The sequence below is a fragment of the Nonomuraea sp. NPDC049625 genome (genome assembly GCF_040675285.1).
In the GTDB taxonomy this organism is placed as follows: domain Bacteria; phylum Actinomycetota; class Actinomycetes; order Streptosporangiales; family Streptosporangiaceae; genus Nonomuraea; species Nonomuraea angiospora_A.
Genome location: NZ_JBFAOQ010000013.1, coordinates 297300 through 320952, shown reverse-complemented (window position 1 = coordinate 320952; position 23653 = coordinate 297300). Strand labels below are relative to the sequence as shown.

Below are 23653 nucleotides of genomic sequence, written 5' to 3'. Positions count from 1 at the left end.
CGGCCATGTTCGCCGTAACCGCCACACAGACCGACCCCGACAACCCACTCGCCGGGCTGACGCTCGGCGAGCGTCCGGAGCCGAAGGTCCCGGACGGATGGACGACCGTCTCCGTGCGCGCGGCCGCACTCAACCATCACGACCTCTGGACGCTCAAGGGCGTCGGCATCAGGCAGGATCGGCTGCCGATCGTGCTCGGCTGCGACGCCGCCGGCGTGGACGAGGACGGCAACGAGGTCATCGTGCACTCCGTGATCGGCACGGGCGCCGACGAGACGCTCGATCCCAAGCGCACGCTGCTGTCCGAGGTGCACGACGGCACGTTCGCCGAGCGGGTGGCCGTGCCGCGGCGCAACCTCGTGCCCAAGCCGGCCGGGCTCGGCTTCGAGCACGCCGCCTGCCTGCCCACGGCCTGGCTGACCGCGTACCGGATGCTGTTCGACAAGGCCGGGCTCGAGCCCGGCTCCACCGTGCTGGTGCAGGGCGCGGGCGGCGGCGTCGCCACCGCGCTGATCGCGCTCGGCCGGGCCGGCGGCTACCGGGTGTGGGCCACCAGCCGCTCCGAGGAGAAGCGCGCGCGTGCCCTCGAACTCGGCGCCGACCAGGTGTTCGAGCCGGGCGCGCGGCTGCCAGAGCGGGTGGACGCGGTCATGGAGACCGTCGGTCAGGCCACCTGGGACCATTCGCTCAAGTCGCTCAAGCCGGGCGGGCGCATCGTCGTCAGCGGCGCCACCAGCGGCGCGGTCCCGCCCGCCGACCTGAACCGGGTCTTCTTCCTGCAGTTGTCCGTCGTCGGCTCCACGATGGGCACGCGGGAACAGCTCGGCCGGCTGGCGGTCTTCCTGGAGCAGACCGGGGTACGGCCCGTCGTCGACAGGGTGCTGCCGCTGGCGGAGGCGCGGGACGGGTTCGCGGCCATGGCCGAAGGGGACATCTTCGGAAAGATCGTCTTCACCGTCTGAATAAGTAAAGGGTTACTTCCCGGCTTTCCGGGTGATACAAGCATGAGTGGGCTTGTCTCACCCGGGAGGCCGTGATGATGGAGGTTCAGCCCTTCGGTCCAGGTTCGATGCACTGGGACACCACCGGCGAATACCGCAATCTGCTCGTCGCCGGGAGCGCGCTGGTCATGCAGACGATGCACCCGGCCGTGGGTGCGGCCGTCGCCGAGCACTCCACGTACAAGGACGACCCGTGGGGGCGGCTCACCCGCACGCTCGTCTCGATCCAGAAATGGGTGTACGGCGGCGCGGACGGCCCGGCGGAGGGCGCGCGGCTCAGGAGGCTGCACCGGCAGATCAGCGGGGTGGACGAGCTCGGCAGGCCCTACCACGCGCTGAACGGGGAGGCGTGGGCGTGGGTGCACCTGTCGCTGTTCGAGCGCTTCGTCGCGCTCAACCGCTATTTCGGCACCCCGTTCACCGTGGCGCAGGAGCGGCGGCTCTACGCCGAGTCGCGGCAGCTCGGCGCGATCCTGCGGGTGCCGGAGCGGGAGATGCCCGCGGACCTGGAGGCGTTCTGGCGGTACTTCGACGCGATGGTGGCCGACCGGCTGGAGGCGCACCCGACGGCGCTCGACGTGCTGTCGGTCCTGCGCGGCACGCCGGCGCCGCCCGGGCTGCCGAGACCGCTGCGGCGGCTGTGGACGCCTGTGGGAGTGGGATCGGGGGAGTTCAACTACTTCGTGACGGTCGGTACGTTGCCGCCCGCCATCCGGCGGAAGCTGGGGCTGCCGTGGACGGCGCGGGAGGAGCGGCGGCTGCGGCACCTCGGGCACGCGGTGGCGGTGCTGACGCCGCGCCTGCCCGAACGCCTGAGGTACATGCCCATCGCCTACCACGCCCGCAAGGCCGCCCGCGGCCCGCGCCGCCCGGAACGGCACCTCCGCTCGGCATGAACGGAGGTCAGCCTTCGAGGATGTCGCGGACGCGGCGGCGGGTCTCGTCGAGCGCCGTACGCAGCTCCGCCAGCTTCTCCGGCGTCAGCCGGGCCTCGGACGCCTCCTGCCGGGCCTCGGCGATGAAGTCGGCCAGCAGCTCGCCCAGCTCCGCGTCGAGGTCGGCGCGGCTCGTCGGCGAGCCGCCCAGCGTGGCCCAGACCTCGGACCAGATCCTGCGCCACTCCCCGCTGAGTCGCTCGCCCTCGTCCTGCCAGTGGGTGGCGTGCTCCATCCACTGCCGCTTCTGCTGCTCCTTGAGCCGCCTGAAGTCCGCCTTCTGCTGCTCCTTGAGCCGCCGGGTGTCGTCCCGGGCCCCCGTGCGAACGTCCTTGGCCATCCGAGTGAGCTCGTCGCGCAACGACTTGACCGTGTCGCGGACGTCCTCCTTGACCTCGCGGGCGATGTCGCGCACGGAGGCGGAGATCTCCTGCTCCAGGTCGTCGAGCTCGTCGAGCCGGGCGTTCAGCTCCTCGCGGCCCTTGTCGGTGATCGAGAACACCTTCTTGCCCTCGACCACCTCGTGCGTCACCAGGCCCTCCTCCTCCAGGCGGGCCAGGCGCGGGTAGATCGTGCCGGGAGAGGGCGAGTAGACGCCGAGGAAGCGGTCCTGGAGCAGCCTGATGACCTCGTAGCCGTGACGCGGGCTCTCTTCCAGCAACTTGAGCAGGTACAGCCGGAGCCGGCCGTGACCGAAGACAGGGCTCATTCCTTCTCCCCCTTGAGCAGCGCGACCTCGCCGGAGACCGTGATCGCCGACAGCGACGCCATGCCGCCGCCCAGCCTGCCCGACATCGACTTCGTGCCGGGGCCGTTCGAGTTGAACAGTTCGTGGAACGTGCTGACCAGCCTGCCGGAGGTGGATCTCACGTTGACGTCCGCCTCCACGTTTTCCGGCAGCCTGACAAGGATGTCACCGGAAACGCTGTTGAGCGTCACATGGCCGGTCGGCCGAAGCGCCAGATCCGCCGTGATGCGGCCGGAGACGGTGTTCGCCTTGAGCCGGCGCGGGGTGCCGTCGGCCACGGTCAGGTCGCCCGAGACGCTCTTGAACGCCAGGTCGCCGTCCATCGCCCGGCTCTCCACGGGGCCGGAGACGGTCGTCGCGTTCACGTCGCCGCTGACGCCGTCGAGCACGATCTCCGCGGACACGCTCCTGACCTGCGTCATCCTCTCGAACCCGGCCACCACGGCGGGCGCGGAGACCACTCCGGCGTTGACGGTGCAGTGCTTGGGAACGGTGATCGTCAGGACCGTCCTGCGCCGGTCGCGCCGGAGCCAGCCGAGGAGGCCGTCCCAGGTGAGGTCCTTGTAGGTGATGGAGAGCTCCTTGGCGTCCTCGTCGTACGTGACCAGCAGCGGGGATGCCGACTCGATCTCGGACACCTCGACTGTGGGCGGGCCGTCGCTGGCCAGCACGGCCAGGCGGCCGGCGACGATGCGCACGTCGAGCGCTTCCACTTGGCCGAACGTCAGCTGTTCTGGGCCCTCGATCGTCCACTGCTGCATGTTCCCCCGCCCTTCTGGCGACATGTTCTCCCTACGTAACACGATATGTCGCGTTCTTGGGAAACTCAAGATGTATCGCGTTGGCGCGTCGAGGTGCCGTCCCTTGGGGGAGGGGGCGGGCTGGAGGGCCGCCGTGCAGGACCCTTGGGGCGGGCTGGGGGCGACGGCCCCACCGTGCAGGACGCTTGCGGGTGGCGGCGCCGGGGCCCCCTCGCCGCCGTGGCGGGGAAGGGGGCCGCGGTGGGGTGGGGTCAGTCGTCCTCGTCGTCGTCGAGCCGTGCCAGCCAGGTGGCCAGCCGCTCGATCGGGATCTCGAACTCCGGGTTGAGGTCGACGAACTCGCGCAGCCGCTCGCCGAGCCAGAGCAGGCTGACTTCCTCCTCGCCCCGCCGCTCGACCAGTTCCTCGATCCCCCGATCGGTGAAGTACATCTTTCTCAAGTCCTCCTGAAACGGCAGTGAGCCCCCAGCCGGGGCCGGGGGCTCACTCTGGTGTTGGATCAGCCGAACAGCTCGTGGAGGATCTCCTCGAGCTCGGTGTCGTGCGAGTTGTGCGAGCCCGTCGCCGGCGAGCTGTTGGGGCGGCGCGAGACGCGGCGCAGCGGGCGGCCACCCAGCGTCTCCGGGTCCTCGGCCAGCTTGAGCGCCAGGTACGGCCACGGCCCCATGTTGACCGGCTCGTCCTGCGCCCAGATCAGCTCCGCCTGCGACCCGTAGCGGGACAGCTCGGCGGCCAGCTCCTCACCCGGGAACGGGTAGAGGCGCTCGAGCCGGACGATCGCGACGTCGTTGCGGCCCTTCTTGTCGCGCTCCGCCGCCAGGTCGTAGTAGAGCTTGCCGGACGTGAGCACGACCCTGGTGACCTTGGACGCATCCACGGTCGTGTCGCCCAGGACCGGCTGGAAGGTGCCCGTGGTGAAGTCGGACGCCTTGGACGTGGCCGCCTTGTGGCGCAGCAGCGACTTCGGCGTGAAGACCACCATCGGCTTGTGCCGCTGCGACTCCACCTGCCAGCGCAGGAGGTGGAAGTAGTTGGCCGGGGTCGAGGGCTGCGCGACCGTCATGTTGTCGAGCGCGCAGACCTGCAGGAACCGCTCGATGCGGGCCGAGGAGTGGTCGGGGCCCTGGCCCTCGAAGCCGTGCGGCAGCAGCAGCACGACGGAGGACTTCTGGCCCCACTTCTGCTCGCCCGACGAGATGAACTCGTCGATGATCGTCTGGGCGCCGTTGACGAAGTCGCCGAACTGCGCCTCCCAGGCGACCAGGGCGTCCGGGCGGACGACGCTGTAGCCGTACTCGAAGCCGAGCGCCGCGAACTCGCTCAGCAGCGAGTCGTAGATGTAGAACTTCGTGGTGCCCTGGTTGAAGGTCTTGAGCGGCGTGTGGTCGGCGCCGGTCATCCGGTCCACCAGGACGGCGTGGCGCTGCGTGAACGTGCCGCGGCGCGAGTCCTGGCCCACCAGGCGCACCGGGTGGCCGTCGATCAGCAGCGAGCCGTAGGCGAGCGTCTCGCCCATCGCCCAGTCGATCGTGTCCGTCTCGACCATCTGGCCGCGGCGCTGCAGCACCGGCGCCAGGCGCGGGTGCGGCGTGAAGCCCTCGGGCAGGTTGAGCTGGGTGTCGACGATGCGCTTGAGCGTCTCGTCGCTGATCGCGGTGTCCGTGTCGGCGTGCGACCACTTGACGACCTCGGTCGGCGGCACCCGCATCGCGGCGGCCTCGGCCGGCTTCTTCGCCGCCTCGCGGGTCTCGGTGAACGCCTGCTCCAGCTTGGCCTGGTAGTCGCGCAGCGCCTGCTCGGCCTCCTCGACCGTGATGTCGCCCCGGCCGATCAGCGCCTCGGTGTAGAGCTTGCGGGTCGAGCGCTTGGCGTCGATCAGGTCGTACATCAGCGGCTGGGTGAAGGCCGGGTTGTCGCCCTCGTTGTGGCCGCGGCGGCGGTAGCAGATGAGGTCGATGACGACGTCCTTGCGGAACGCCTGGCGGTACTCGTAGGCCAGCTGGCCCACGCGCACCACGGCCTCGGGATCGTCGCCGTTGACGTGGAAGATCGGGGCCTGGATCATCCGGGCCACGTCGGTCGCGTAGACCGAGGACCGGGACGAGGCGGGCGAGGTGGTGAAGCCCACCTGGTTGTTGACCACCACGTGCACGGTGCCGCCGGTGCGGTAGCCGCGCAGCTGCGACAGGTTGAGCGTCTCCGCCACGACGCCCTGGCCGGCGAAGGCCGCGTCGCCGTGGATGAGCACGGGCAGGACGGTGAAGCCCTCCTCGCCGCGCTCCAGGAGGTCCTGCTTGGCGCGGACGACACCCTCGAGCACCGGGTCGACCGCCTCCAGGTGGGAGGGGTTGGCGACCACGGAGGAGGTGATGGTCTTGCCGCCCGGCGAGGTGAACGTGCCCGTCGCGCCGAGGTGGTACTTCACGTCGCCGGAGCCGTGCGCCGTGCGCGGGTCGATGTTGCCCTCGAACTCGCCGAAGATCTGCGCGTACGACTTGCCCACGATGTTGGCCAGCACGTTGAGGCGGCCGCGGTGGGCCATGCCGATGACGACCTCGTCGAGGCCCTCGTCGGCGGCGTCGCTGATCACCGAGTCGAGCAGCGGGATCAGGGACTCGCCGCCCTCCAGGGAGAAGCGCTTCTGGCCGACGAACTTCGTCTGCAGGAACGTCTCGAACGCCTCGGCGGTGTTGAGCCGGGACAGGATGTTGAGCTGCTCGTCACGCTCGGGCGACTTGTGCGGCTTCTCCACCCGCGCCTGGATCCAGGCCCGCTCCTCGGGGTTCTGGATGTGCATGTACTCGATGCCGACCGTGCGGCAGTAGGAGTCGCGCAGCACGCCGAGGATCTCGCGGAGCTTCATCAGCGCGCGGCCGCCGAAACCGCCCGTGGCGAACTCGCGCTCCAGGTCCCACAGCGTCAGCCCGTGGGACTGGATGTCCAGGTCGGGGTGCTTGCGCTGCTTGTACTCCAGCGGGTCGGTCTCGGCCATCAGGTGGCCGCGCACGCGGTAGGCGTGGATCAGCTCGATCACGCGGGCGGACTTCGACACGTCGTCGTCGTGGGAGGCCGAGACGTCCTGGACCCAGCGGACCGGCTCGTACGGGATCCGCAGCGCCTCGAAGATCTCGTCGTAGAAGCCGTCCTCGCCCAGCAGCAGCCGGTGGATCTGGCGCAGGAAGTCGCCCGACTGGGCGCCCTGGATGATCCGGTGGTCGTAGGTGCTGGTCAGCGTCATGACCTTGGAGACGGCCAGGCGCGAGAGCGTGTCGGGCGAGGCGCCCTGGTATTCGGCCGGGTATTCCATCGCGCCGACGCCGATGATGGTGCCCTGGCCGGGCATCAGGCGCGGCACGGAGTGGACGGTGCCGATCGTGCCGGGGTTGGTCAGCGAGATCGTGGTGCCGGCGAAGTCGTCGACGCCCAGCTTGCCCGCGCGGGCCTTGCGGACGACGTCCTCGTACGCCATCCAGAACTGGCGGAAGTCCATCTCCTCGGCGCCCTTGATCGAGGGCACGAGGAGCTGGCGCTCGCCGTTGCTCTTCTGGACGTCGATCGCCAGGCCGAAGCCCACGTGCTCGGGCTTGATCAGCGTCGGCTTGCCGTCGACCTCCGTGTAGGAGTAGTTCATCTCCGGCATGGCCCTCAGGGCCTTGACGATCGCGAAGCCGATCAGGTGGGTGAAGGAGATCTTCCCGCCGCGACCCCGCTTGAGGTGATTGTTGATCACAATGCGGTTGTCGATCAGCAGCTTGGCCGGGATCGCGCGCACGCTGGTGGCCGTCGGGACCGTCAGAGACAGGTCCATGTTGGCGGCCGTGCGGGCAGCGGCGCCGCGCAGCTTGACCTCCTCGGCGCCCTTGGGCACCGGGGTGGCCGGCTGCTTCGGCTTCTCGGCAGCCGGTGGTGCCTTCGGCGGCGCCTGGGGGGGAGCGGGAGCGGTCACGGTGCCGTTCGCCACCTCCCTGACCGGCGCTGCCCGGCCCGTTCCGGAATCAGGGTTGTAGTCAGCGAAGAAGTTCCACCATGCCTTGTCGACAGACTCGGGATCTTGGAGGTACTTCTGGTACAGCTCGTCGACAAGCCACTCGTTCTGACCAAAGCTTGCCAGCGGGTTTGTCCGCGACGACTCTGACGACACGGCGGAAATCGCCCTCTTCCGCAGATCGGCGTTGATGTTAGAGAACCTGTCCAAGGCTACTCGCCCGGACCGGCAGCGCGCGCCGAAGAGCCCGTGCCGCCTCGAACGATCCTCTCAGGACAGTGCAAAGAGGTCACGTCCCCCTAGTCAATCCGGGTGGTGCCGCAATTATTACTCTTTGGTATCAACACTACGACGGGAGGTTTATTTCCCGCCGGACACCAATCTGCTAGCAATCCGTACCTCTGGTGACAACTCGGACAGCAGGTCGGCCAGCTCCTCGCCCGCCTCCTTGAGCTCCTCCAGGGACATCGGCTCGAGGCGCTCGAGGAGGAAGATCGCGTTGGTGGTCTCCTCGGTGAGCCGGGTGCGCGCGACCTGACGCCAGTTCCACCTGCGGCAGGTGACGCCGACGTCGTCGCGCCAGATCACCTCGCCCGGCTCGGGCGTGCCGAGCGCCTCCTCGGACGCCTCGTCGCCGGTCGCCCGCAGCAGCCGGGCCGGGCCTGCGTAGTGGTCGAGGTCCTCGCCGCCGATCGGCAGCGCGTGCTTCACGCTGATCGAGTTGTACGCGTCCACCGCCTGGTTGATCTCCGGCAGCGGCATCCTGCGGGTCAGGGCGTCGACCGAGGGCCTGGTCCGCTGTGGTTTGGCGCCGAACGCCCGATAGGCGTCCTTCCAGGCGTCGATCTTGTCCGTCTGCACCTCGTACTCGGAGGCCGCCGCCAGCCAGGCCCGGGACCGGTCGTCCGTGGGCCCGTTACGCAGGCCGTGCGCGGTCATGACCAGCACCGCGAAGTCGGGGCGCAGTGCGAAGACGGAGTCGTCCACCCAGATGTCGTCAAGCATCTCCACAGTCTAGAAGCGGCCGAGACCGCAAAAATCTCTTTGCAAAATTAGCTTTGCGGTTTACGGTGGAACGCATGGAGGAGCAGTACAGGATCAGTGACCCGCGGGTGCTCAAAGCGGTCTCCCACCCGCTGCGCGTGCGCCTGCTCGGCCTGCTGCGCTTGGACGGCCCCGCGACGGCGAGCGAGCTGGGGCGCAAGGCGGGCGAGAGCTCGGGTTCCACCAGCTACCACCTCCGGGAGCTGTTCAAGTACGGCTTCATCGAGGAGGACGACGACCGGCGCGACGGGCGCGAGCGACGCTGGCGGGCCCGCCACCGCTACACCTCGTGGGACGCCGGCGAGCTGTCCGACACGGCCGAGGGCCGCGAGGCGGTCCGGATCATGCACCTGCGGCAGGCCGAGTTCGTCGGGCGGGTGATGGAGGAGTTCGACCTCGACGGCTGGTCGCGCGACTGGGGCGACGCGGCGGGGATGAGCGACCACATCGTCTCGCTGCCGCCCGCCGGGGTGCGCGAGTTCAACGACAGGGCCGAGGAGCTGCTGCGCGACCTTGCCGCGAAATACGCCGGCGATCCCGAGGCCAGGCAGGTCCACGCCTGGCACGGCGCCGTACCGCGATCGCAGGAGGAGGAGTCGTGACCGCACGCTCGGCCTTACGCCGCTACATGCTCGTCAGCTTCCTGACCTGGCTGCCCCTGGGCCTGATGGCGGCCACCATGGTGCTCCTCATGACCGCGCGGGGGCTCGGCCTGGCGGAGGTGGGGCTGTCGGTGACGGTGTTCTCGGTCGTCACCGCCACCCTGGAGCTGCCGACCGGCGGCCTGGCCGACGTCCTCGGGCGGCGCGTGGTCCTGGCCGTCTCCGCCGCGTTCACCGTGGCCGCGCTCGCGCTGCTCGCCGTCTCCACCACGTTCTGGATGTTCCTGATCAGCGGAGTGCTCAAGGGCGTGGCCAGGGCATTGTCCAGCGGCCCGGCCACCTCCTGGTACGTCGACACGCTCCACGGGATCGAGGGCCGCGACGCCGATCTCAAACCGGGGCTGGCCAGGGGCGGTGCCATGGAGTCCGTGGCGCTGTGCGTGGGCGTGCTGGCGGGCGGCGGCCTGCCGCTCCTGGTGCCGGCGCAGGTGATCTTCCCGCTGGCCGCGCCGCCGCTGGCGGGCGCGACGGCGGCGGCCGTGCTGCTGGTCGTGGTGGTGTTCGCGATGCCGGAGCCCGCGCACGCCCGCAGGTCGCTGGTCAGCGTGCTGCGCGAGGTCCCGGCCACGGTCGGGGCGGGCGTCCGGCTGGCGGCGGGCGCGCCCGTGCTGCGCCGCCTGATGGCCGCCGCGGCGGCCTCCGGCGTGGTGCTGATCAGCATCGAGCTGCTCACCCCCGGGCGGCTGGCCGAGCTGGCCGGTACGGCCGAGCGGGGCAGCCTGGCCTACGCCGTGGTCTCCGCGCTCGGGTTCGCGAGCAGCGCGGCGGGCAGCGCGCTCGCGCCCCGGGTGGCGCGGCTGGCCGGCGGCTCAGCCGGGGGCGCGATCGCCGGGACGGTGCTGGCCGCGCTGTCCGTCGGGGCGCTCGCCGCGACCGCGGGGCTGAGGGGCCCGGCTGGGCTGGTGAGCGCGGGGCTGGCGTACATGACGCTCTTCGTGGGGCTGTCGGTGGCGGGCCTGCTCTGCCTGGAGATGACCCACAACGCGGTCAGCGCGGCCGAGCGCACCACCGTCACCTCGACCAGTTCGCTGTCGCTGCAGGCGGGCGGGGTCGTGGCCAACCTGACGCTCGGCGCGCTGGCCGGGCAGGCGGGGGTGGCCGTCGCATGGATCGGCGCCGCGCTGGTGGTGCTGGCCTCGGCCCTGCTGTTCGTACGGATGCCCGCGCCTACAGGCTCCAGTCGATCTCCGGCCCCACGGGCACGATCCCACTCGGGTTGATGTTGGTCTGGGTGATGTAGTAGTGACGCTTGATCTGGTCGAAGACGGTGGTTTCGCGGAAGGCCGGGATCGCGTACAGCCGGCGCGCGTACGCCCACAGCGCCGGATAGTCGACCAGCCGCCGGACCGAGCACTTGAAGTGCCCGTGATAGACGGCGTCGAACCTGGCCAGGGTCGTGTACAGGCGCACGTCGCTGTCGGTGAGGACATCGAAGAGGTGTTCCGACTCCGCCAGGCGCACCTCGAGGAAATCGAGCGTGGTGAAGACCCGGGCCACGGCCTCCTCGTACACCTGCTGGTCGCGGGAGAAGCCCGCCTCGTAGACCGCGTTGTTGAGGCCGTGGTAGAGGCGGTCGTTCATGATGTCGATGTCGGGGCGGAGGCGTTCCGGATAGAGGTCGGGGGAGGTTCCCCATGACATTTCCAGATCGATGGTGATCTGCGGGAAGTCGTTGGTGACGATCCGCTTGTCCCTGGTGTCCCAGACGCACGGCACGGTGTAGCGGCCCGTGTAGTCCGGGTCGGTCGCGTGGTAGAGCTCCGACAGATACTCGGGGTCGCCGTCCGGGACGCGCCAGCCCTTCTCGTCGCGGATGGGGTCGACGATCGTGACGTCCAGCACGTCCTCCAGGCCGAGCAGCGCGCGGACGATCAGCACGCGCTGCGCCCACGGGCAGGCGTAGGAGGCGTAGAGGCGGTAGCGGCCGGGTTCGGGCGGGCCGAGGCGGTCGGTGAAGCGGTTCGGCTGCCGTACGAACCGGCCATCTTCGGAGAGCTCGCGGCGCAGCTTCATGACCCCAGTAGAACATGATTCGGACACAGAACTATATTCGGCATGTGTCGAAATTTGTGGTGACTCCCGCGAGCCAGGCGCAGCGGGAGGCGTGGGTGGGCGGGGCGATCCCCGAGGTCGAGCGGGTGCGTCCGGGGCTGTGGTCGGTCCCGGTGCCGATCCCGATCAACCCCCTGCGGTACGTGCTGGTCTATGTCCTCGAACTGCCCGACGGCGTGGTGATCGTCGACGCCGGGTGGAACACCGACGAGGCGTACGACGCGCTCGTCGCGGGTCTCGGCGTGGCCGGGTACGCGATCACCGACGTCAAGGGCGTGCTCGTCACCCACATCCACCCCGACCACTACGGCCTGGCCGGGCGCATCCGCGAGATGTCCGGGGCCTGGATCGCCCTGCACCCGGCCGACGCCCGCCTGATCCGCGAACGCTACGACGACGAGGTCATCGACTCCCTCGTGGACCGGGAACGCGCGCTGCTGGTCCGCTGCGGCGTGCCGCCGCTGACGCTGGACGAGCTGGCCGGCGCGTCCATGATGATCAGGCACGTGGTCTCGATGGCCAGGCCGGACCGGCTGGTCGAGGACGGCGACGAGCTCGGCCTGCCCGGCTGGGACCTGCGGGCGATCTGGACGCCGGGCCACTCGCCCGGCCACCTGTGCTTCGTCTCGCCCTCGCGCCGGCTGCTGTTCTCCGGCGACCACGTGCTGGCGAAGATCACGCCCATCGTGGCCGTCCACCCCCAGTCGGGTCCGAACCCGCTGGCCGACTACCTCGACGCGCTGGCCGCCGTGCGCAAGCTGGACGTGGAGGAGGTGCTGCCGGCCCACGAGTACCGGTTCCTGGAGCTGGCCGAGCGGGTGGATTACGTGCTGGCGCACCACGCCGAGCGGCTGGCGGAGATCGAGCAGGTCGTCGGCTCTCTGGACGGTGTCACGTGCTGGGACGTGGCCACCCGCCTGTCGTGGTCGCGGCCGTGGGAGACGATCCCGCCGTTCATGCGGCGCGCGGCCAACAACGAGACGCTGGCCCATCTGGCGTGGCTGGCGGCCAAGGGGCGGGTACGCAGGGAGCCCGGCGAGCCCGAACTGTGGCGCCTGCCCTGACGCGGTCTATCGTAGCTCGTAACAGAATGTTGTTCTCCTGCGTGGGAGGTTCGATGCTTCGGTTCGATGACAGGGTCGCGATCATCACGGGCGCCGGGCACGGTCTTGGCAGGTCGCACGCGCTCCTGCTGGCCGAGCGGGGCGCCAAGGTCGTCGTCAACGACCTCGGCGGCGCGCTCGACGGCACGGGCGCCTCCACGGGGCCCGCCGCCGACGTGGTCGAGCTCATCACGAAGAACGGCGGCCAGGCCATCGCCAACGCCGACAACGTCGCCACGCCGGAGGGCGCCAGGGCCATCGTGCAGGCCGCCGTGGACGCGTTCGGCAAGGTGGACATCGTCGTCAACAACGCGGGCATCCTGCGGGACAAGTCGTTCGGCAAGATGACGGTCGAGGACTTCGACGGGGTGCTGGCCGTGCACGTACGCGGCTCGTACCTGGTCAGCCAGGCCGCGTACCCGCTGATGAAGGCGGCCGGCTACGGCCGCATCGTCAACACCTCCAGCCCGGCGGGCCTGTTCGGCAACTTCGGCCAGGCCAACTACTCCACCGCCAAGATGGGCCTGGTCGGCCTGACCAAGACGCTCGGCATCGAGGGCGCCCGCAACGGCATCAAGGCCAACGCCATCGCGCCCATCGCCTGGACCCGGATGACGGAGGCGCTGCTGCCGGCCGAGTTCGAGGCCAAGTTCACGCCGGAGCGGGTGAGCGCGCTGGTGGCGTACCTCGTGCACGAGACGTGCGAGGCGAGCGGCGAGGTGTTCAGCGTGGGCGGCGGCCGGGTGGCGCGGGTGTTCGTGGCGGAGGGGCCGGGCTGGAAGACCGACGACCTCACGCCGGAGGCCGTCGCCGGCAACTGGGAGGCCGTCATGGCCGAGCAGCCCTACGTGCTCACGGCCGCCGACTCGATGAAGGCGATGCTCTAAGGGTTGTCGGATCCCCGCCGCCGGGCACTCCACGCCGGCGGCGGGGATCCGCCATGCGCTCAGCAAGGCGACGTGGATGACGCGGCGTAACAAGCGAGGCTCCAAGAGGGACTTCTGTCAGAGGGCGACGCCGAGATGGCCGCTCATCGAAGGACCTTGGCCGAAGTACGAAGTCGCGATAGATGCCCAAAAAGCCGGAAAAACCGGGCTTTGTTCGATCTTCGGCGGAAGTCGCCGGAGTTTTGTCGATACTCACTCTTGATTTGCCGCATCGGTGATCTTATTGTCGCGGCATGACCCCCCAGCCGGGCTCTGCCGGAGATGTGCTGACATTGATCAGCGCAGGTTCGGCCACGACCCGTTCCGATCTAGCGAGGCTCACCGGCCTGGCCAGGTCCACGATCTCCCAGCGCGTGGACGCGCTGATCGAGCGCGGGCTGGTCGAGGAGACCGAGAGCGGTGAGTCCACCGGTGGCCGCCCGCCGCGCCAGCTGCGCCTGCACACCGAGGAGCACGCCTTCGCGGGAGTCGACCTGGGGGCCACCCACTGCCGGGTCGTGTTGATGGACATCTCGGGCAACCTGCTGGCCGAGTGCGAGGACTCGCTGCTGATCGGCGAGGGGCCGGAGAAAGTGCTCGCCCACGTGGACCAGCGTCTCGACCAGCTGCTCGGCGAGGCGGGGCGGCCCCGGTCGGCGCTGCGCGCCATCGGGGTCGGGGTGCCGGGGCCGGTGGAGTTCGCCACGGGACGGCCGAACAACCCGCCGATCATGCCGGGCTGGAACGACTACCCCATCCCCGAGTACTTCGACGGCGTGTCGGTGCTGGTCGACAACGACGTCAACGTGATGGCGCTCGGCGAGCACCGTCACTCGTTCCCCGGTGCCGGCCACCTGCTGTTCGTCAAGGTCGGCACGGGCATCGGCTGCGGCATCATGGCCGAGGGCAAGCTGCACAGGGGCGCCCAGGGCTCGGCCGGCGACATCGGGCACATCCGGGTCAGCGGCCACGAGGACGCGGGCTGCCGGTGCGGCAACAGCGCCTGCCTGGAGGCCGTGGCCGGTGGCGCCGCCATCGCACGGCGGCTGAGCGAGCTGGGCCTGCCGGCCGAGTCCGGAGCCGACGTCGTGGCGCTCGTACAGGCGGGCAACACCCAGGCGCTGCGGCTGGTCAGAGAGGCCGGCCGGCTCGTCGGCGAGGTGCTGGCCAGCCTGGTCAACTTCTTCAACCCCGAGGTCATCGTCATCGGCGGCGCGCTGTCGCGGGTGCACGAGCACCTGCTGGCCGGGATCAGGGAGACGGTCTACCGCAGGTCGCTCCCGCTGGCCACGCACCACCTGTCGATCACGCCGAGCCGTACGGGCATCAACGCGGCCGCGCTCGGGGCGGGGATCCTCGCCATCGAGCACTACCTGTCGCCGGACAACATCAACCGGATCGTCAACGCCTGAAAGGGACTTTCCCCGATGCTGGTCATGAAGGGCATCGTCAAGCAGTTCCCCGGCGTGCGCGCGCTGGACGGAGTCGACCTGGACGTACGGGCGGGCGAGGTGCACTGCCTGCTCGGCCAGAACGGCGCCGGCAAGTCCACCCTGATCAAGGTGCTGGCGGGAGCGCACCAGCCGGACGAGGGCACGATCCTGTTCAACGACCAGGAAGTGCGCCCGAGCAGTCCCATCGACGCCATCAGGCTCGGTTTCGCCACCATCTACCAGGAACTCGACCTGGTCGACGGGCTCAGCGTGGCCGAGAACATCTTCCTCGGCCACGAGCACGCCCGCTTCGGCTTCGTCAACCGGGCGGCCGCCAGGCGCGCGGCCCGCGAGGTGCTCGAACGGCTCGGCCACGGGGAGATCCGCGCCTCGGCCGAGGTGGGCCGGCTGTCGCCGGCGGCCAAGCAGGTCGTGTCCATGGCCAGGGCGCTCTCCCACGACGCCCGCCTGATCATCATGGACGAGCCGTCCGCCGCCCTCGCCCACGACGAGGTCGCGAACCTCTTCCGCATCATCCGCGAGCTGACCGCCCAGGGCGTGGCCGTGGTCTACATCTCGCACCGCCTGGAGGAGATCCGCGAGATCGGCGACCGGGTCACCGTGCTGAAGGACGGCCGCACGGTCGCCGTCGGCCTGTCCGCGCGGGACACCCCCACCGGGGAGATCGTCTCGCTCATGACCGGCAGGAACGTCGAGTACGTCTTCCCGCCCCGGGCCGGCCGCTCGCCGGGCGAGGAGGTGCTCAAGGTCGAGAACCTGTCCTCGCCGGGCGTCTTCTCGGGCGTGTCGTTCTCCGTCCGGGCGGGCGAGATCGTCGGGCTGGCCGGGCTCGTCGGCTCGGGCCGCTCGGAGATCCTGGAGGCCGTGTACGGCGCCCGCCCCGCCTCGGGCCGCGTCCTGCTCGCCGGAACTCCCATGCGCCGCAGCGTCGTCGGCACCGTCAAGCGCGGCATGGGCCTGGCCCCGGAGGAACGCAAGGCCCAGGCCCTCCTCCTCGACCAGAGCGTCACCGCCAACATCACGCTGGGCACCCTGCCGGGGTTCGCCAGGTTCGGCTGGATCGACCGCAAGCGGGAGCGGGCCGAGGCCAAGCGCCTGTCGGAGATGTTGGACATCAGGCCACCCGATCCCGAACGCCCGATCCGGACCCTGTCCGGCGGCAACCAGCAGAAGGCCGTGCTCGCCCGCTGGCTGCTCGGCGGCCGCAAGCTGCTCCTGCTCGACGAACCGACCAGAGGCGTGGACGTGGGCGCCAGGGCCGAGCTGTACGCGGTGATCCGCAACCTGGCCGAGCAGGGGATCGGCGTGCTGCTGGTCTCCAGCGAGGTGCCCGAGGTGCTCGGCCTGGCCGACCGGGTGCTCGTGTTACGCGAGGGGACGGTCATCCACGAGGGCGACGCCGAGGGCCTGGACGAGCACCGCGTACTCGACATGATCATGAATGGGAGGGCGGCGTGATGAGCGAGCCCACAACGGACCGGCCGCTCGCGGGGGTGGGGTCGCCCCCGTCGCCGGGCGGCTTCCGCGCCAGTTTCGGAGAAATGCGACATCTCGGGCTGTTGGCGGCGCTGGCGCTGCTGATCGTCGTCGGCCTCGTCACCGTGCCCGGGAACTTCGCCACCGCCTCCAACCTCGTCAGCATCCTCTCCCTGGCCGCCACGATCGGCGTGATCACGGTCGGGGCCACGTTCGTGATCATCGGCGGCGGCATCGACCTGTCGGTCGGCGCGGTCATGGCGCTGGCCTCGGTCTGGGCCACGACGCTGGCCACGCAGTCGTACGGGCCGGTGGTGATGGCGATCTGCGCCATCGCCGTCGGGACCGGGGCGGGGCTGGTGAACGGGTTACTCATCGCCTACGGGCGACTGGTGCCGTTCATCGCGACGCTGGCCATGCTCGTCGCCGCCCGAGGGCTGGCGCAGCGCATGTCCGACCGCAAGACGCAGCTCATCCAGTCCGACAACTCCGCCATCGTGGACCTGTCGACCACGCGCGTGCTCGGCATCCCGCTGCTGGTCTACATCTTCGCCCTGGTCGTGGTGCTCGGGTGGATCGTGCTCAACCGCACGACGTTCGGGCGGCGGACGTACGCGGTCGGGGGCAACCCCGAGGCGGCCAGGCTCGCCGGGATCGACGTGCGCAGGCACACGATGCTGCTCTACGCCCTGTCAGGGCTCTGCTGCGGCATCGCCGCGATCCTCATCATGGCGCGTACGACGACGGGCTCGTCCACCCACGGCGACCTGTACGAGCTCGACGCCATCGCCGCCGTGATCATCGGCGGCACGCTCCTCACCGGGGGCCGGGGCACGATCGTGGGCTCGATCCTGGGCCTGCTGATCTTCACCCTCATCACGAACCTGTTCATTCTCAACGGGCTCAACACCAGCGACCAGCTGATCGCCAAGGGCCTGATCATCGTCGTCGCCGTCCTTCTCCAGCGGCGGAACTTGAAGGAGAGAGCACCATGAGTGAGAACGTCGCGCGCAGGGGATTCCTCGTCGGCGGAGCCGTACTCTTAGCGACGGGCTGCACCAGCAACGAGCCCGCGGCATCGACCGGCAACTCGGCCTCGGCGCCCGCGCCCGCCCCGGCGGCCAGCGGCAACGACCAGCCGGGCGACAAGGTCACGATCGGGTTCTCGGCGCCCGCCGCCGACCACGGCTGGATCGCGGCCATCGCCAAGAACGCCGAGAGTGCCGCGAAGCAGTACTCCGACGTGGAGTTCAAGCCGGTCGAGCCGACGAACGACATCAACCAGCAGATCTCCGCGGTCGAGTCGCTCATCGCGGCCAAGGTGAGCGCGCTGGTCATCCTGCCCAACGACGGCCAGCAGCTGAACCAGGTCGCGCTCCAGGCCACCGCGGCCGGGATCCCGGTCATCAACCTCGACCGCGTCTTCCCCGACAAGCTGGCCTACCGGACCTGGATCGGCGGCGACAACTACGGCATGGGCGTCGCGGCCGGGCAGTACATCGGCAAGCAGCTCAAGGACAAGGGCGTCGCCAATCCCGTCATCGTCGAGATCCAGGGCATCGCCACGCTGCCGCTGACGCAGGACCGCAGCAAGGGTTTCGCCGACGCGCTGAAGACGTTCGGGTTCAGCGTCACGGCCAAGCAGGACGCCAAGTTCACGGTCGAGACCGGCAACCAGGTGGCCACGTCGCTGCTCCAGGCGCACAAGAAGATCGACGCGCTCTGGAACCACGACGACGACCAGGGCGTCGGCGTGCTGGCCGCGATCAAGGAAGCCAACCGGAACGAGTTCATCATGGTCGGCGGCGCCGGGTCGCTGAACGCGATGAAGGAGATCCAGTCGGGTACGTCGGTGCTGAAGGCCACGGTCACCTACAGCCCGACGATGGCCTCCTCGGCGATCAAACTCGCACGTCTGATCGCGCAGGGGAAGGGCATGAGTGATCTGGTGGAGAACCAGGTTCCGCAGTCCATCACGCTCGCATCCGAGACCATTACCAAGGACAACGTCGAGAAGTACCTGGCGCTCGGCTTCGAATCCTGATCGGGGGTTGCATGTCAGACAAGACCACCATCGGCGTGGGCATGATCGGCTACGCCTTTATGGGCCGCGTCCACTCCCAGGCCTGGCGCAGCGTCTCGGCCTTCTTCGACCTGCCTTTGGTGCCTCGCATGGCGGTGCTCGGCGGCAGGTCGAAGGAGAGCACCGAGGCGGCCGCCGCACAGCTCGGCTGGGCCGACGTCGAGACGGACTGGCGAGAGCTGATCAAGCGCGACGACGTGCAGATCGTCGACATCTGCACGCCCGGTGACTCGCACGCCGAGATCGCCATCGCCGCGCTGCAGGCGGGCAAGCACGTGATCTGCGAGAAACCGCTCGCCAACACCGTCGAAGAGGCCGAGGCCATGGTCCGGGCCGCGCAGGCGGCGCCGTCCTCGGTCAAGAGCATGGTGGCCTTCAACTACCGGCGGGTGCCCGCGATCGCGCTCGCCCGCCGGTACGTCGAGGAGGGCCGGATCGGCGAGGTCAGGCACGTACGGGCCGCGTACCTGCAGGACTGGATCGTCGACCCGGAGTTCCCGCTGGTCTGGCGACTGCAGAAGGACAAGGCGGGCGCGGGCGCGCTGGGCGACATCGGCTCGCACATCGTGGACGCGGCCCAGTTCATCACCGGGCAGCAGCTGGTGGGCGTCTCCGCGCTGACGGAGACGTTCATCAAGGAACGCCCCGTCGCCGCGGCGTCCGCGGGCCTGGAGGCCACCGGCACCGGCGACATGGGCCAGGTGACGGTGGACGACGCCGCCCTGTTCATCGGCCGGCTCTCGGGCGGAGGGCTGGCCTCGTTCGAGGCCACCCGCTTCGCCTTCGGCCGCAAGAACGCGATGCGCATCGAGATCAACGGCTCGCTCGGCAGCCTGGCGTTCGACTTCGAGGCCATGAACGAGCTGTGGTTCAGCTCCGGAGGCGGCGGCTTCGAGCGGATCCTGGTCACCGAACCCGACCACCCCTACGTGGGCGCCTGGTGGCCGCCCGGGCACGGGCTCGGCTACGAGCACACCTTCACCCACGAGATCAACGACTTCCTGGAGGCGATCGCCACCGGAGCCGACCCCACGCCGTCGTTCGCCGACGGGCTGCGGGTGCAGCGGGTGCTGGAGGCGGTCGAGCGTAGCGCGGCTGAGGGCAGCCGCTACATGAACGTGGAGGACTGACACATGCGACCTGTCACCCTGTTCACAGGGCAGTGGGCCGACCTGCCGTTCGAGGAGGTGTGCAGGCTGGCCGCCGAATGGGGCTACGACGGCCTGGAGATCGCCTGCTCGGGCGACCACTTCGACGTGGCCCAGGCCGTGGCGGACCCGTCGTACGTGGAGCAGAAGCACGCTCAGCTCGACAAGCACGGCCTCAAGGTGTGGACCATCTCCAACCACCTCGTCGGCCAGGCGGTGTGCGACCTCATCGACGAGCGCCACAAGTCCATCCTCCCCGCCCGCATCTGGGGCTCCGGCGACCCCGAGTCGGTCCGCCAGGCGGCGGCGGAGGACATGAAGAACACGGCCCGCGCGGCCGCCCTGCTGGGCGTGGACACCGTGGTCGGCTTCACCGGGTCGTCGATCTGGCACACGGTCGCCATGTTCCCGCCGGTGCCGGCGTCGATGGTGGACGCCGGGTACCAGGACTTCGCCGACCGCTGGAACCCGATCCTCGACGTCTTCGACGAGGTCGGGGTGCGCTTCGCGCACGAGGTTCACCCGAGTGAGATCGCGTACGACTACTACACCACCGCGCGGACCCTGGAGGCGATCGGTCACCGCCCCGCCTTCGGCCTGAACTGGGACCCGTCCCACATGGTCTGGCAGGACCTGGACCCGGTCGGGTTCATCCTGGACTTCAAGGACCGCATCTACCACGTCGACTGCAAGGACACGCGCATGCGCGTGGGCGACGGCCGCAAGGGCCGCCTGTCCTCGCACCTGCCGTGGGCCGACATGCGCCGCGGCTGGGACTTCGTCTCGACGGGGCGGGGCGACGTGCCCTGGGAGGACTGCTTCCGGGCGCTGAACTCGATCGGGTACGAAGGGCCCATTTCGATCGAGTGGGAGGACGCGGGGATGGACCGGCTGGATGGGGCTCGGGAGGCGCTCGGCTACATCCGCAAGCTCAACTCCATCACCCCACCGGCCACCGCCTTCGACGCCGCCTTCTCCACGACGTAACAGCAAGGCCTTCCACAAGGGGGGCGCTGCGCGCCTCGGGCTTCCAGCCAGCGCCTCCCAAGGGGGGCTTCGCCCCCCCTTTCGAACCCCCCGAAAACCCCGCTCGCCGGCGCCCACCCGTTGCCCGGCTACCGGCTTGGCCTGCTGGAGCCCGCCCCGAGCGGTCCTCGCTGTCGCTCGGGCTGCGTCTGACGGGCTTGAGGCTCCGCCCCAAGCCCGAGGCGAGGGGCTCCCGCCCCTCGCGCACTCCATGCGCTGGGCCGAGGGCGAAGTCGTCCTTTGACTGACCGCCGGAGAGGCGACGGGGCTCCCACTGAGAGGGAGCGAACGCCTTTAAAGATAAGCGCTCGCCAAAGTCGAGGGGGCGCAGCTCGACCAGCAGCCGCGCCAGGTCGACCAGCCCTGAGGCGATGTCCGGTAGCTTGGACTCGATCACGTCCCAGGCCGTGCCTTCCTGCAGGCCAGGGCGGGGCCGGTGCGGGGTCGTCAGCGTACGGTCCGGCTCGGTTGCGGTTCGCCGGTTATCGAGCGGCCGGGCGTGCTTCTACCGGGCGGCGGAAAGTAGGGACAGGGCCTTGGCCATCGCCGGGTCGTGGCCCTCGCGCAGGTCCTTCGCGGTCAGCGGCAGGTAGTGGTCGGGTGCCACGCCGATGCCGTTGATCAGTTCACGGTTGGCGCCCACCTGGTAGGCCGCGGGCAGCGACAGGGTGCTCCCGTCGTCCAGCGCGAACATACGGGCGGATCCCGACACCATGCCCGACGTGCGCGCCCCGATCAGCGGCCCCACCTTGAGGTCTTTGACCGCGACGGAGAAGGCGTCGCAGGCCGAGGCGCAGATGCCGTCGATGAGCACGGCCAGGGGCAGGCCGAGCAGCGGGACCGCGTCGTCGGTGCGGTTGGGCGTGCACGTGTCGTCCGGGGCGCAGTCGTAACTGTGCACCTTGCCGTGTACGAAGCTGCTGAGCAGCTTGACGACCTCGGCGGGCGAGCCGCCGTTGGTGCCGCGCAGGTCGAGGATGAGGCCACGTGGTTTCTTGTCCGCACGCAGTTCGGCGATGGCGGCCAGGGCCTGGTCCGCGGTGCCGGGCTGGAAGTTGGTGAGCTTGATCGCGGCCACGTCGCCGTCAAGCAGGCGGGCCGTGACTGGCCGCGTCGTGGGGGTGAACACTTTCGGGCGCAGTGTCGTCTTCCTGACGCGGCCGGTGGAGGGGTCGCGCAGCGCCAGCCGCACCGGGTCCGGCCGGTCGCCGGAGTATTCCGGGTTGAGCAGGTTCATGGCGCCGCTGGACAGGACGCCGTCCACGAAGACGGGCGCGCCGTTGACGGATTGCACGATCTCGCCCGGCCGGATACGAGCGGCGGCGGCCGGGCCGCCCTGGACGGCGTTGACGAACAACGGAGCCACCGCCTTCTGCGGTGCCCGGTAGGTGATCGAATAGCCGGGCGAGGTGGTGAAGCCGAGGCCATAGACGTCGCCCGGCTTACCGGGTAGTTGTGCTCGGCGGCGCCACTGCGAGTGATTGTCGTGCAGGCTGCCCACCATGCCCTTGATCGTCGCCCCGGCCACGGCTTGCCGCAGCGCGGCGTCGTCCGGCAGATCGGCCACGACCCGCTCGTACACGGCCGCGAATGCCGCCAGGTCGGTCGTGGGGTTCCCGGTCATCGGCGGCATGGTGGCGTCGGGCCGGTCGGCGCCGCGGCGGTTGAGCTCCTCCGTGAGCCCGGCGAACCCGGCCGCGAGCACCGCCCGGCGGTCGAGCCGCCCGCGGCCGTAGAAGCCGGTGAAGATGCAGTCGTATGCCTGCTTGATGGTGCTCAGGCCAGTGGCGAGGGGCTGGTCCGGCGGCTTGGAGCCGCACGTGGCCGCCCCGGTCCACATGGCTGCCCCGGTCCGCAGGATGGCCTCGGTCCGCGCGGCTGCCTCGCTTCGCGGGGCTGACTCGGGCCGAACGGTGGCCGCGGCGCCGGACGTGGCCAGCGTCAGGATGCCGGTGCAGGCCAGCACGGTCAGGAGGGAACGCTTCACGCTGAGAGGTCTCCTTCACCCATGGGCGGATGTCGCGGTCGACGGACGGCTCCGGCTACTGGCCGGGGCACAGCACGGCTTCCGCGGCCTTGTTGATGGCGTCACCGACGGCCATGGCCTGCTCGTTATCGATCTTCAGCGTGGCGGCCACCGCGAACTGGAGCCGGCCGTCGGTCGAGGAGAAGGTGATGGAGTTGATCCCGGGCATGCCGCCCGCGGCCGACGCAACCGTTCCGCCGCACAGGCTGGGTCGCGGCCGCGGCAGCTGTCGTTGCAGGTCCGCAGGCAGCAGCCGGCCCTGGTTGAGCGCGCGGTAGAAGGCGCTGACGTCGTGCGCGGTGGAGATCGCTCCTTCGGCGCCGATGGTGGCGTTGAGCCGGTCGACGTCGCGTGGCAAGCCCTTGGCGTCGGGGTGGTAGCCGTGTCCGTGCGGGCCCTTGATCTGGTCGGAAACCTTGGTGGCCAGATAGGTGCGGTTCATGCCGAGCGGGGTGAACAGGCGCCGCTCGAACTCGCCGGCCCGATCATGGCCGGTCAGCCTCTCGATGATCATGCCGAGGAGGACGTAGTTGGTGGTGGAGTAGAGGTACTCTCCCGGCTCGCCTTTGCGAGGTACGGTACGTGCGGCCTTCACCAGGTCGATCGGCTTGTAGGCGGTGGTGAAGTCGAAGACGTCGAACTTCCCGCTTTCGATGAAGTCGGGGATGCCCGAGGTGTGCCGGATCAGCTGCTGCACAGTGATCTCCGCAGCCCGATCCACATAGTCGTGCTCGGCCATCTCGGGCAGGACGTCACTGAGCTTGTCGTCCAGGCCGAGTTTGCCTTCCCCGACCAGTTGCAGGATGACCGTGGCCTCCATGAGCTTGGTCTGGGACGCGATGCGGTATCGGGAACCCGGGGGGATGCGCCCGCCCTTGCCGTCGATCAGGCGTGAACCCGCCGTCCCCCGGCCCACCCGCTTGCCGTCGAGGTACACCTCTCCGATGGCGCCCACCACGCCGTCGGTCTTCGCCACGTCCTTCATCGCCTGCTGGACGTCTCCCAGCGTGACCTGGTCGGCGGCGGCCGCGGGTCCTTGGACGCTCAACGCCAGCACTGCGCAGGCCACCCCGGCGGCCACTGCTGAGATCCTCTTGCTCCGGTGCTTGGTCGTCATGGTCGATCACCCTTTCCTGGCGGGACTTCGAGGGTGATCACATCTACCGGCCGGCGCCGATCGGCAGCCGATCGGCGGCCCATATGCCTTCCATATGCGGGCGTTG

20 protein-coding genes are annotated in these 23653 nt (G+C 69.8%); 12 read left to right on the top strand and 8 right to left on the bottom strand.

Annotation, left to right across the window (positions count from 1 at the left end; genetic code table 11):
• The first annotated feature begins 5 nt into the window (after positions 1-5).
• Together AB0J87_RS43845 and AB0J87_RS43840 are read left to right on the top strand one after the other, a co-directional pair.
• The gene (locus AB0J87_RS43845) at positions 6-962 is read left to right on the top strand and encodes a zinc-binding dehydrogenase (protein ID WP_350729328.1); all 957 of its coding nucleotides are present in this window, start codon (positions 6-8) and stop codon (positions 960-962) included.
• 107 nt (positions 963-1069) lie between these two features.
• Positions 1070-1897 (top strand): oxygenase MpaB family protein, encoded by an 828-nt coding sequence (locus AB0J87_RS43840; RefSeq protein WP_363976575.1) that lies wholly within the window; start codon positions 1070-1072, stop codon positions 1895-1897.
• Between the two features lie 7 nt (positions 1898-1904).
• On the opposite strand, the gene AB0J87_RS43835 is transcribed toward AB0J87_RS43840, so the two are convergent.
• From AB0J87_RS43835 to AB0J87_RS43815, 5 genes are all read right to left on the bottom strand, one after another.
• Positions 1905-2645, bottom strand: coding sequence for a PadR family transcriptional regulator (locus tag AB0J87_RS43835; RefSeq protein ID WP_363976572.1), 741 nt, complete (start codon positions 2643-2645; stop codon positions 1905-1907).
• Positions 2642-3469 (bottom strand): DUF4097 family beta strand repeat-containing protein, encoded by an 828-nt coding sequence (locus AB0J87_RS43830; RefSeq protein ID WP_350729333.1) that lies wholly within the window; start codon positions 3467-3469, stop codon positions 2642-2644. The genes AB0J87_RS43835 and AB0J87_RS43830 overlap by 4 nt, the downstream gene beginning before the upstream one ends.
• 227 nt (positions 3470-3696) lie before the next feature.
• Positions 3697-3876 (bottom strand): DUF6104 family protein, encoded by a 180-nt coding sequence (locus AB0J87_RS43825; RefSeq protein WP_192793777.1) that lies wholly within the window; start codon positions 3874-3876, stop codon positions 3697-3699.
• Positions 3877-3944: 68 nt separating this feature from the next.
• Positions 3945-7586 (bottom strand): multifunctional oxoglutarate decarboxylase/oxoglutarate dehydrogenase thiamine pyrophosphate-binding subunit/dihydrolipoyllysine-residue succinyltransferase subunit, encoded by a 3642-nt coding sequence (locus AB0J87_RS43820; RefSeq protein ID WP_363976568.1) that lies wholly within the window; start codon positions 7584-7586, stop codon positions 3945-3947.
• A 204-nt stretch (positions 7587-7790) separates the two neighbouring features.
• Positions 7791-8435: a phenylalanine--tRNA ligase beta subunit-related protein gene (locus tag AB0J87_RS43815; protein WP_355205179.1), complete on the bottom strand. Its 645-nt coding sequence runs from the start codon at positions 8433-8435 to the stop codon at positions 7791-7793.
• A gap of 74 nt (positions 8436-8509) precedes the next feature.
• On the opposite strand from AB0J87_RS43815, the gene AB0J87_RS43810 reads away from it, so the two are divergent.
• On the top strand, positions 8510-9076 hold the full coding sequence (locus AB0J87_RS43810; protein WP_363976565.1) for a helix-turn-helix domain-containing protein: 567 nt from the start codon (positions 8510-8512) through the stop codon (positions 9074-9076).
• The gene (locus AB0J87_RS43805; protein WP_363976562.1) at positions 9073-10356 is read left to right on the top strand and encodes an MFS transporter; all 1284 of its coding nucleotides are present in this window, start codon (positions 9073-9075) and stop codon (positions 10354-10356) included. Before AB0J87_RS43810 ends, AB0J87_RS43805 begins: the two co-directional genes overlap by 4 nt.
• On the opposite strand, the gene AB0J87_RS43800 is transcribed toward AB0J87_RS43805, so the two are convergent.
• Positions 10304-11149 (bottom strand): glutathione S-transferase C-terminal domain-containing protein, encoded by an 846-nt coding sequence (locus AB0J87_RS43800; protein WP_363976559.1) that lies wholly within the window; start codon positions 11147-11149, stop codon positions 10304-10306. The genes AB0J87_RS43805 and AB0J87_RS43800 overlap by 53 nt on opposite strands.
• 44 nt (positions 11150-11193) lie before the next feature.
• Between AB0J87_RS43800 and AB0J87_RS43795 the strand changes: the two genes are divergently transcribed.
• From AB0J87_RS43795 to AB0J87_RS43760, 8 genes are all read left to right on the top strand, one after another.
• Positions 11194-12252 (top strand): MBL fold metallo-hydrolase, encoded by a 1059-nt coding sequence (locus AB0J87_RS43795; protein ID WP_363976556.1) that lies wholly within the window; start codon positions 11194-11196, stop codon positions 12250-12252.
• A gap of 53 nt (positions 12253-12305) precedes the next feature.
• Positions 12306-13178 carry an SDR family oxidoreductase gene (locus AB0J87_RS43790; protein ID WP_350729346.1) on the top strand — a complete coding sequence of 291 codons (873 nt, stop codon included), beginning with the start codon at positions 12306-12308 and terminating at the stop codon, positions 13176-13178.
• A 293-nt stretch (positions 13179-13471) separates the two neighbouring features.
• Positions 13472-14629, top strand: a complete 1158-nt coding sequence (locus AB0J87_RS43785; RefSeq protein ID WP_350729347.1) for an ROK family transcriptional regulator — start codon at positions 13472-13474, stop codon at positions 14627-14629.
• A 15-nt stretch (positions 14630-14644) separates the two neighbouring features.
• Complete coding sequence (locus AB0J87_RS43780; protein ID WP_350729349.1) at positions 14645-16129, top strand: sugar ABC transporter ATP-binding protein; 1485 nt, start codon at positions 14645-14647, stop codon at positions 16127-16129.
• Complete coding sequence (locus AB0J87_RS43775) at positions 16129-17142, top strand: ABC transporter permease (protein ID WP_363976551.1); 1014 nt, start codon at positions 16129-16131, stop codon at positions 17140-17142. Before AB0J87_RS43780 ends, AB0J87_RS43775 begins: the two co-directional genes overlap by 1 nt.
• A complete protein-coding gene (locus AB0J87_RS43770) occupies positions 17139-18191 on the top strand; it encodes an ABC transporter substrate-binding protein (protein ID WP_363976548.1) in 1053 nt (350 codons plus the stop codon). The genes AB0J87_RS43775 and AB0J87_RS43770 overlap by 4 nt, the downstream gene beginning before the upstream one ends.
• 11 nt (positions 18192-18202) lie before the next feature.
• Positions 18203-19360: a Gfo/Idh/MocA family oxidoreductase gene (locus AB0J87_RS43765; RefSeq protein ID WP_350729355.1), complete on the top strand. Its 1158-nt coding sequence runs from the start codon at positions 18203-18205 to the stop codon at positions 19358-19360.
• 3 nt (positions 19361-19363) lie between these two features.
• Complete coding sequence (locus AB0J87_RS43760; protein WP_350729357.1) at positions 19364-20365, top strand: sugar phosphate isomerase/epimerase family protein; 1002 nt, start codon at positions 19364-19366, stop codon at positions 20363-20365.
• A 544-nt stretch (positions 20366-20909) separates the two neighbouring features.
• On the opposite strand, the gene AB0J87_RS43755 is transcribed toward AB0J87_RS43760, so the two are convergent.
• A complete protein-coding gene (locus tag AB0J87_RS43755) occupies positions 20910-22391 on the bottom strand; it encodes a S41 family peptidase (protein WP_363976544.1) in 1482 nt (493 codons plus the stop codon).
• A gap of 55 nt (positions 22392-22446) precedes the next feature.
• On the bottom strand, positions 22447-23547 hold the full coding sequence (locus tag AB0J87_RS43750) for a serine hydrolase domain-containing protein (RefSeq protein ID WP_363976541.1): 1101 nt from the start codon (positions 23545-23547) through the stop codon (positions 22447-22449).
• Between the last annotated feature and the right edge of the window lie 106 nt (positions 23548-23653).

Coding starts and splice junctions, on each gene's coding strand:
- AB0J87_RS43800 (WP_363976559.1), bottom strand. CDS start 11,149: ATGAAGCTGCGCCGCGAGCTCTCCGAAGATGGCCGGTTCGTACGGCAG.
- AB0J87_RS43760 (WP_350729357.1), top strand. CDS start 19,364: ATGCGACCTGTCACCCTGTTCACAGGGCAGTGGGCCGACCTGCCGTTC.
- AB0J87_RS43845 (WP_350729328.1), top strand. CDS start 6: ATGTTCGCCGTAACCGCCACACAGACCGACCCCGACAACCCACTCGCC.
- AB0J87_RS43835 (WP_363976572.1), bottom strand. CDS start 2,645: ATGAGCCCTGTCTTCGGTCACGGCCGGCTCCGGCTGTACCTGCTCAAG.
- AB0J87_RS43775 (WP_363976551.1), top strand. CDS start 16,129: ATGAGCGAGCCCACAACGGACCGGCCGCTCGCGGGGGTGGGGTCGCCC.
- AB0J87_RS43765 (WP_350729355.1), top strand. CDS start 18,203: ATGTCAGACAAGACCACCATCGGCGTGGGCATGATCGGCTACGCCTTT.
- AB0J87_RS43840 (WP_363976575.1), top strand. CDS start 1,070: ATGCACTGGGACACCACCGGCGAATACCGCAATCTGCTCGTCGCCGGG.
- AB0J87_RS43830 (WP_350729333.1), bottom strand. CDS start 3,469: ATGTCGCCAGAAGGGCGGGGGAACATGCAGCAGTGGACGATCGAGGGC.
- AB0J87_RS43770 (WP_363976548.1), top strand. CDS start 17,139: ATGAGTGAGAACGTCGCGCGCAGGGGATTCCTCGTCGGCGGAGCCGTA.
- AB0J87_RS43810 (WP_363976565.1), top strand. CDS start 8,510: ATGGAGGAGCAGTACAGGATCAGTGACCCGCGGGTGCTCAAAGCGGTC.
- AB0J87_RS43825 (WP_192793777.1), bottom strand. CDS start 3,876: ATGTACTTCACCGATCGGGGGATCGAGGAACTGGTCGAGCGGCGGGGC.
- AB0J87_RS43815 (WP_355205179.1), bottom strand. CDS start 8,435: ATGCTTGACGACATCTGGGTGGACGACTCCGTCTTCGCACTGCGCCCC.
- AB0J87_RS43750 (WP_363976541.1), bottom strand. CDS start 23,547: ATGACGACCAAGCACCGGAGCAAGAGGATCTCAGCAGTGGCCGCCGGG.
- AB0J87_RS43780 (WP_350729349.1), top strand. CDS start 14,645: ATGCTGGTCATGAAGGGCATCGTCAAGCAGTTCCCCGGCGTGCGCGCG.
- AB0J87_RS43790 (WP_350729346.1), top strand. CDS start 12,306: ATGCTTCGGTTCGATGACAGGGTCGCGATCATCACGGGCGCCGGGCAC.
- AB0J87_RS43785 (WP_350729347.1), top strand. CDS start 13,472: ATGACCCCCCAGCCGGGCTCTGCCGGAGATGTGCTGACATTGATCAGC.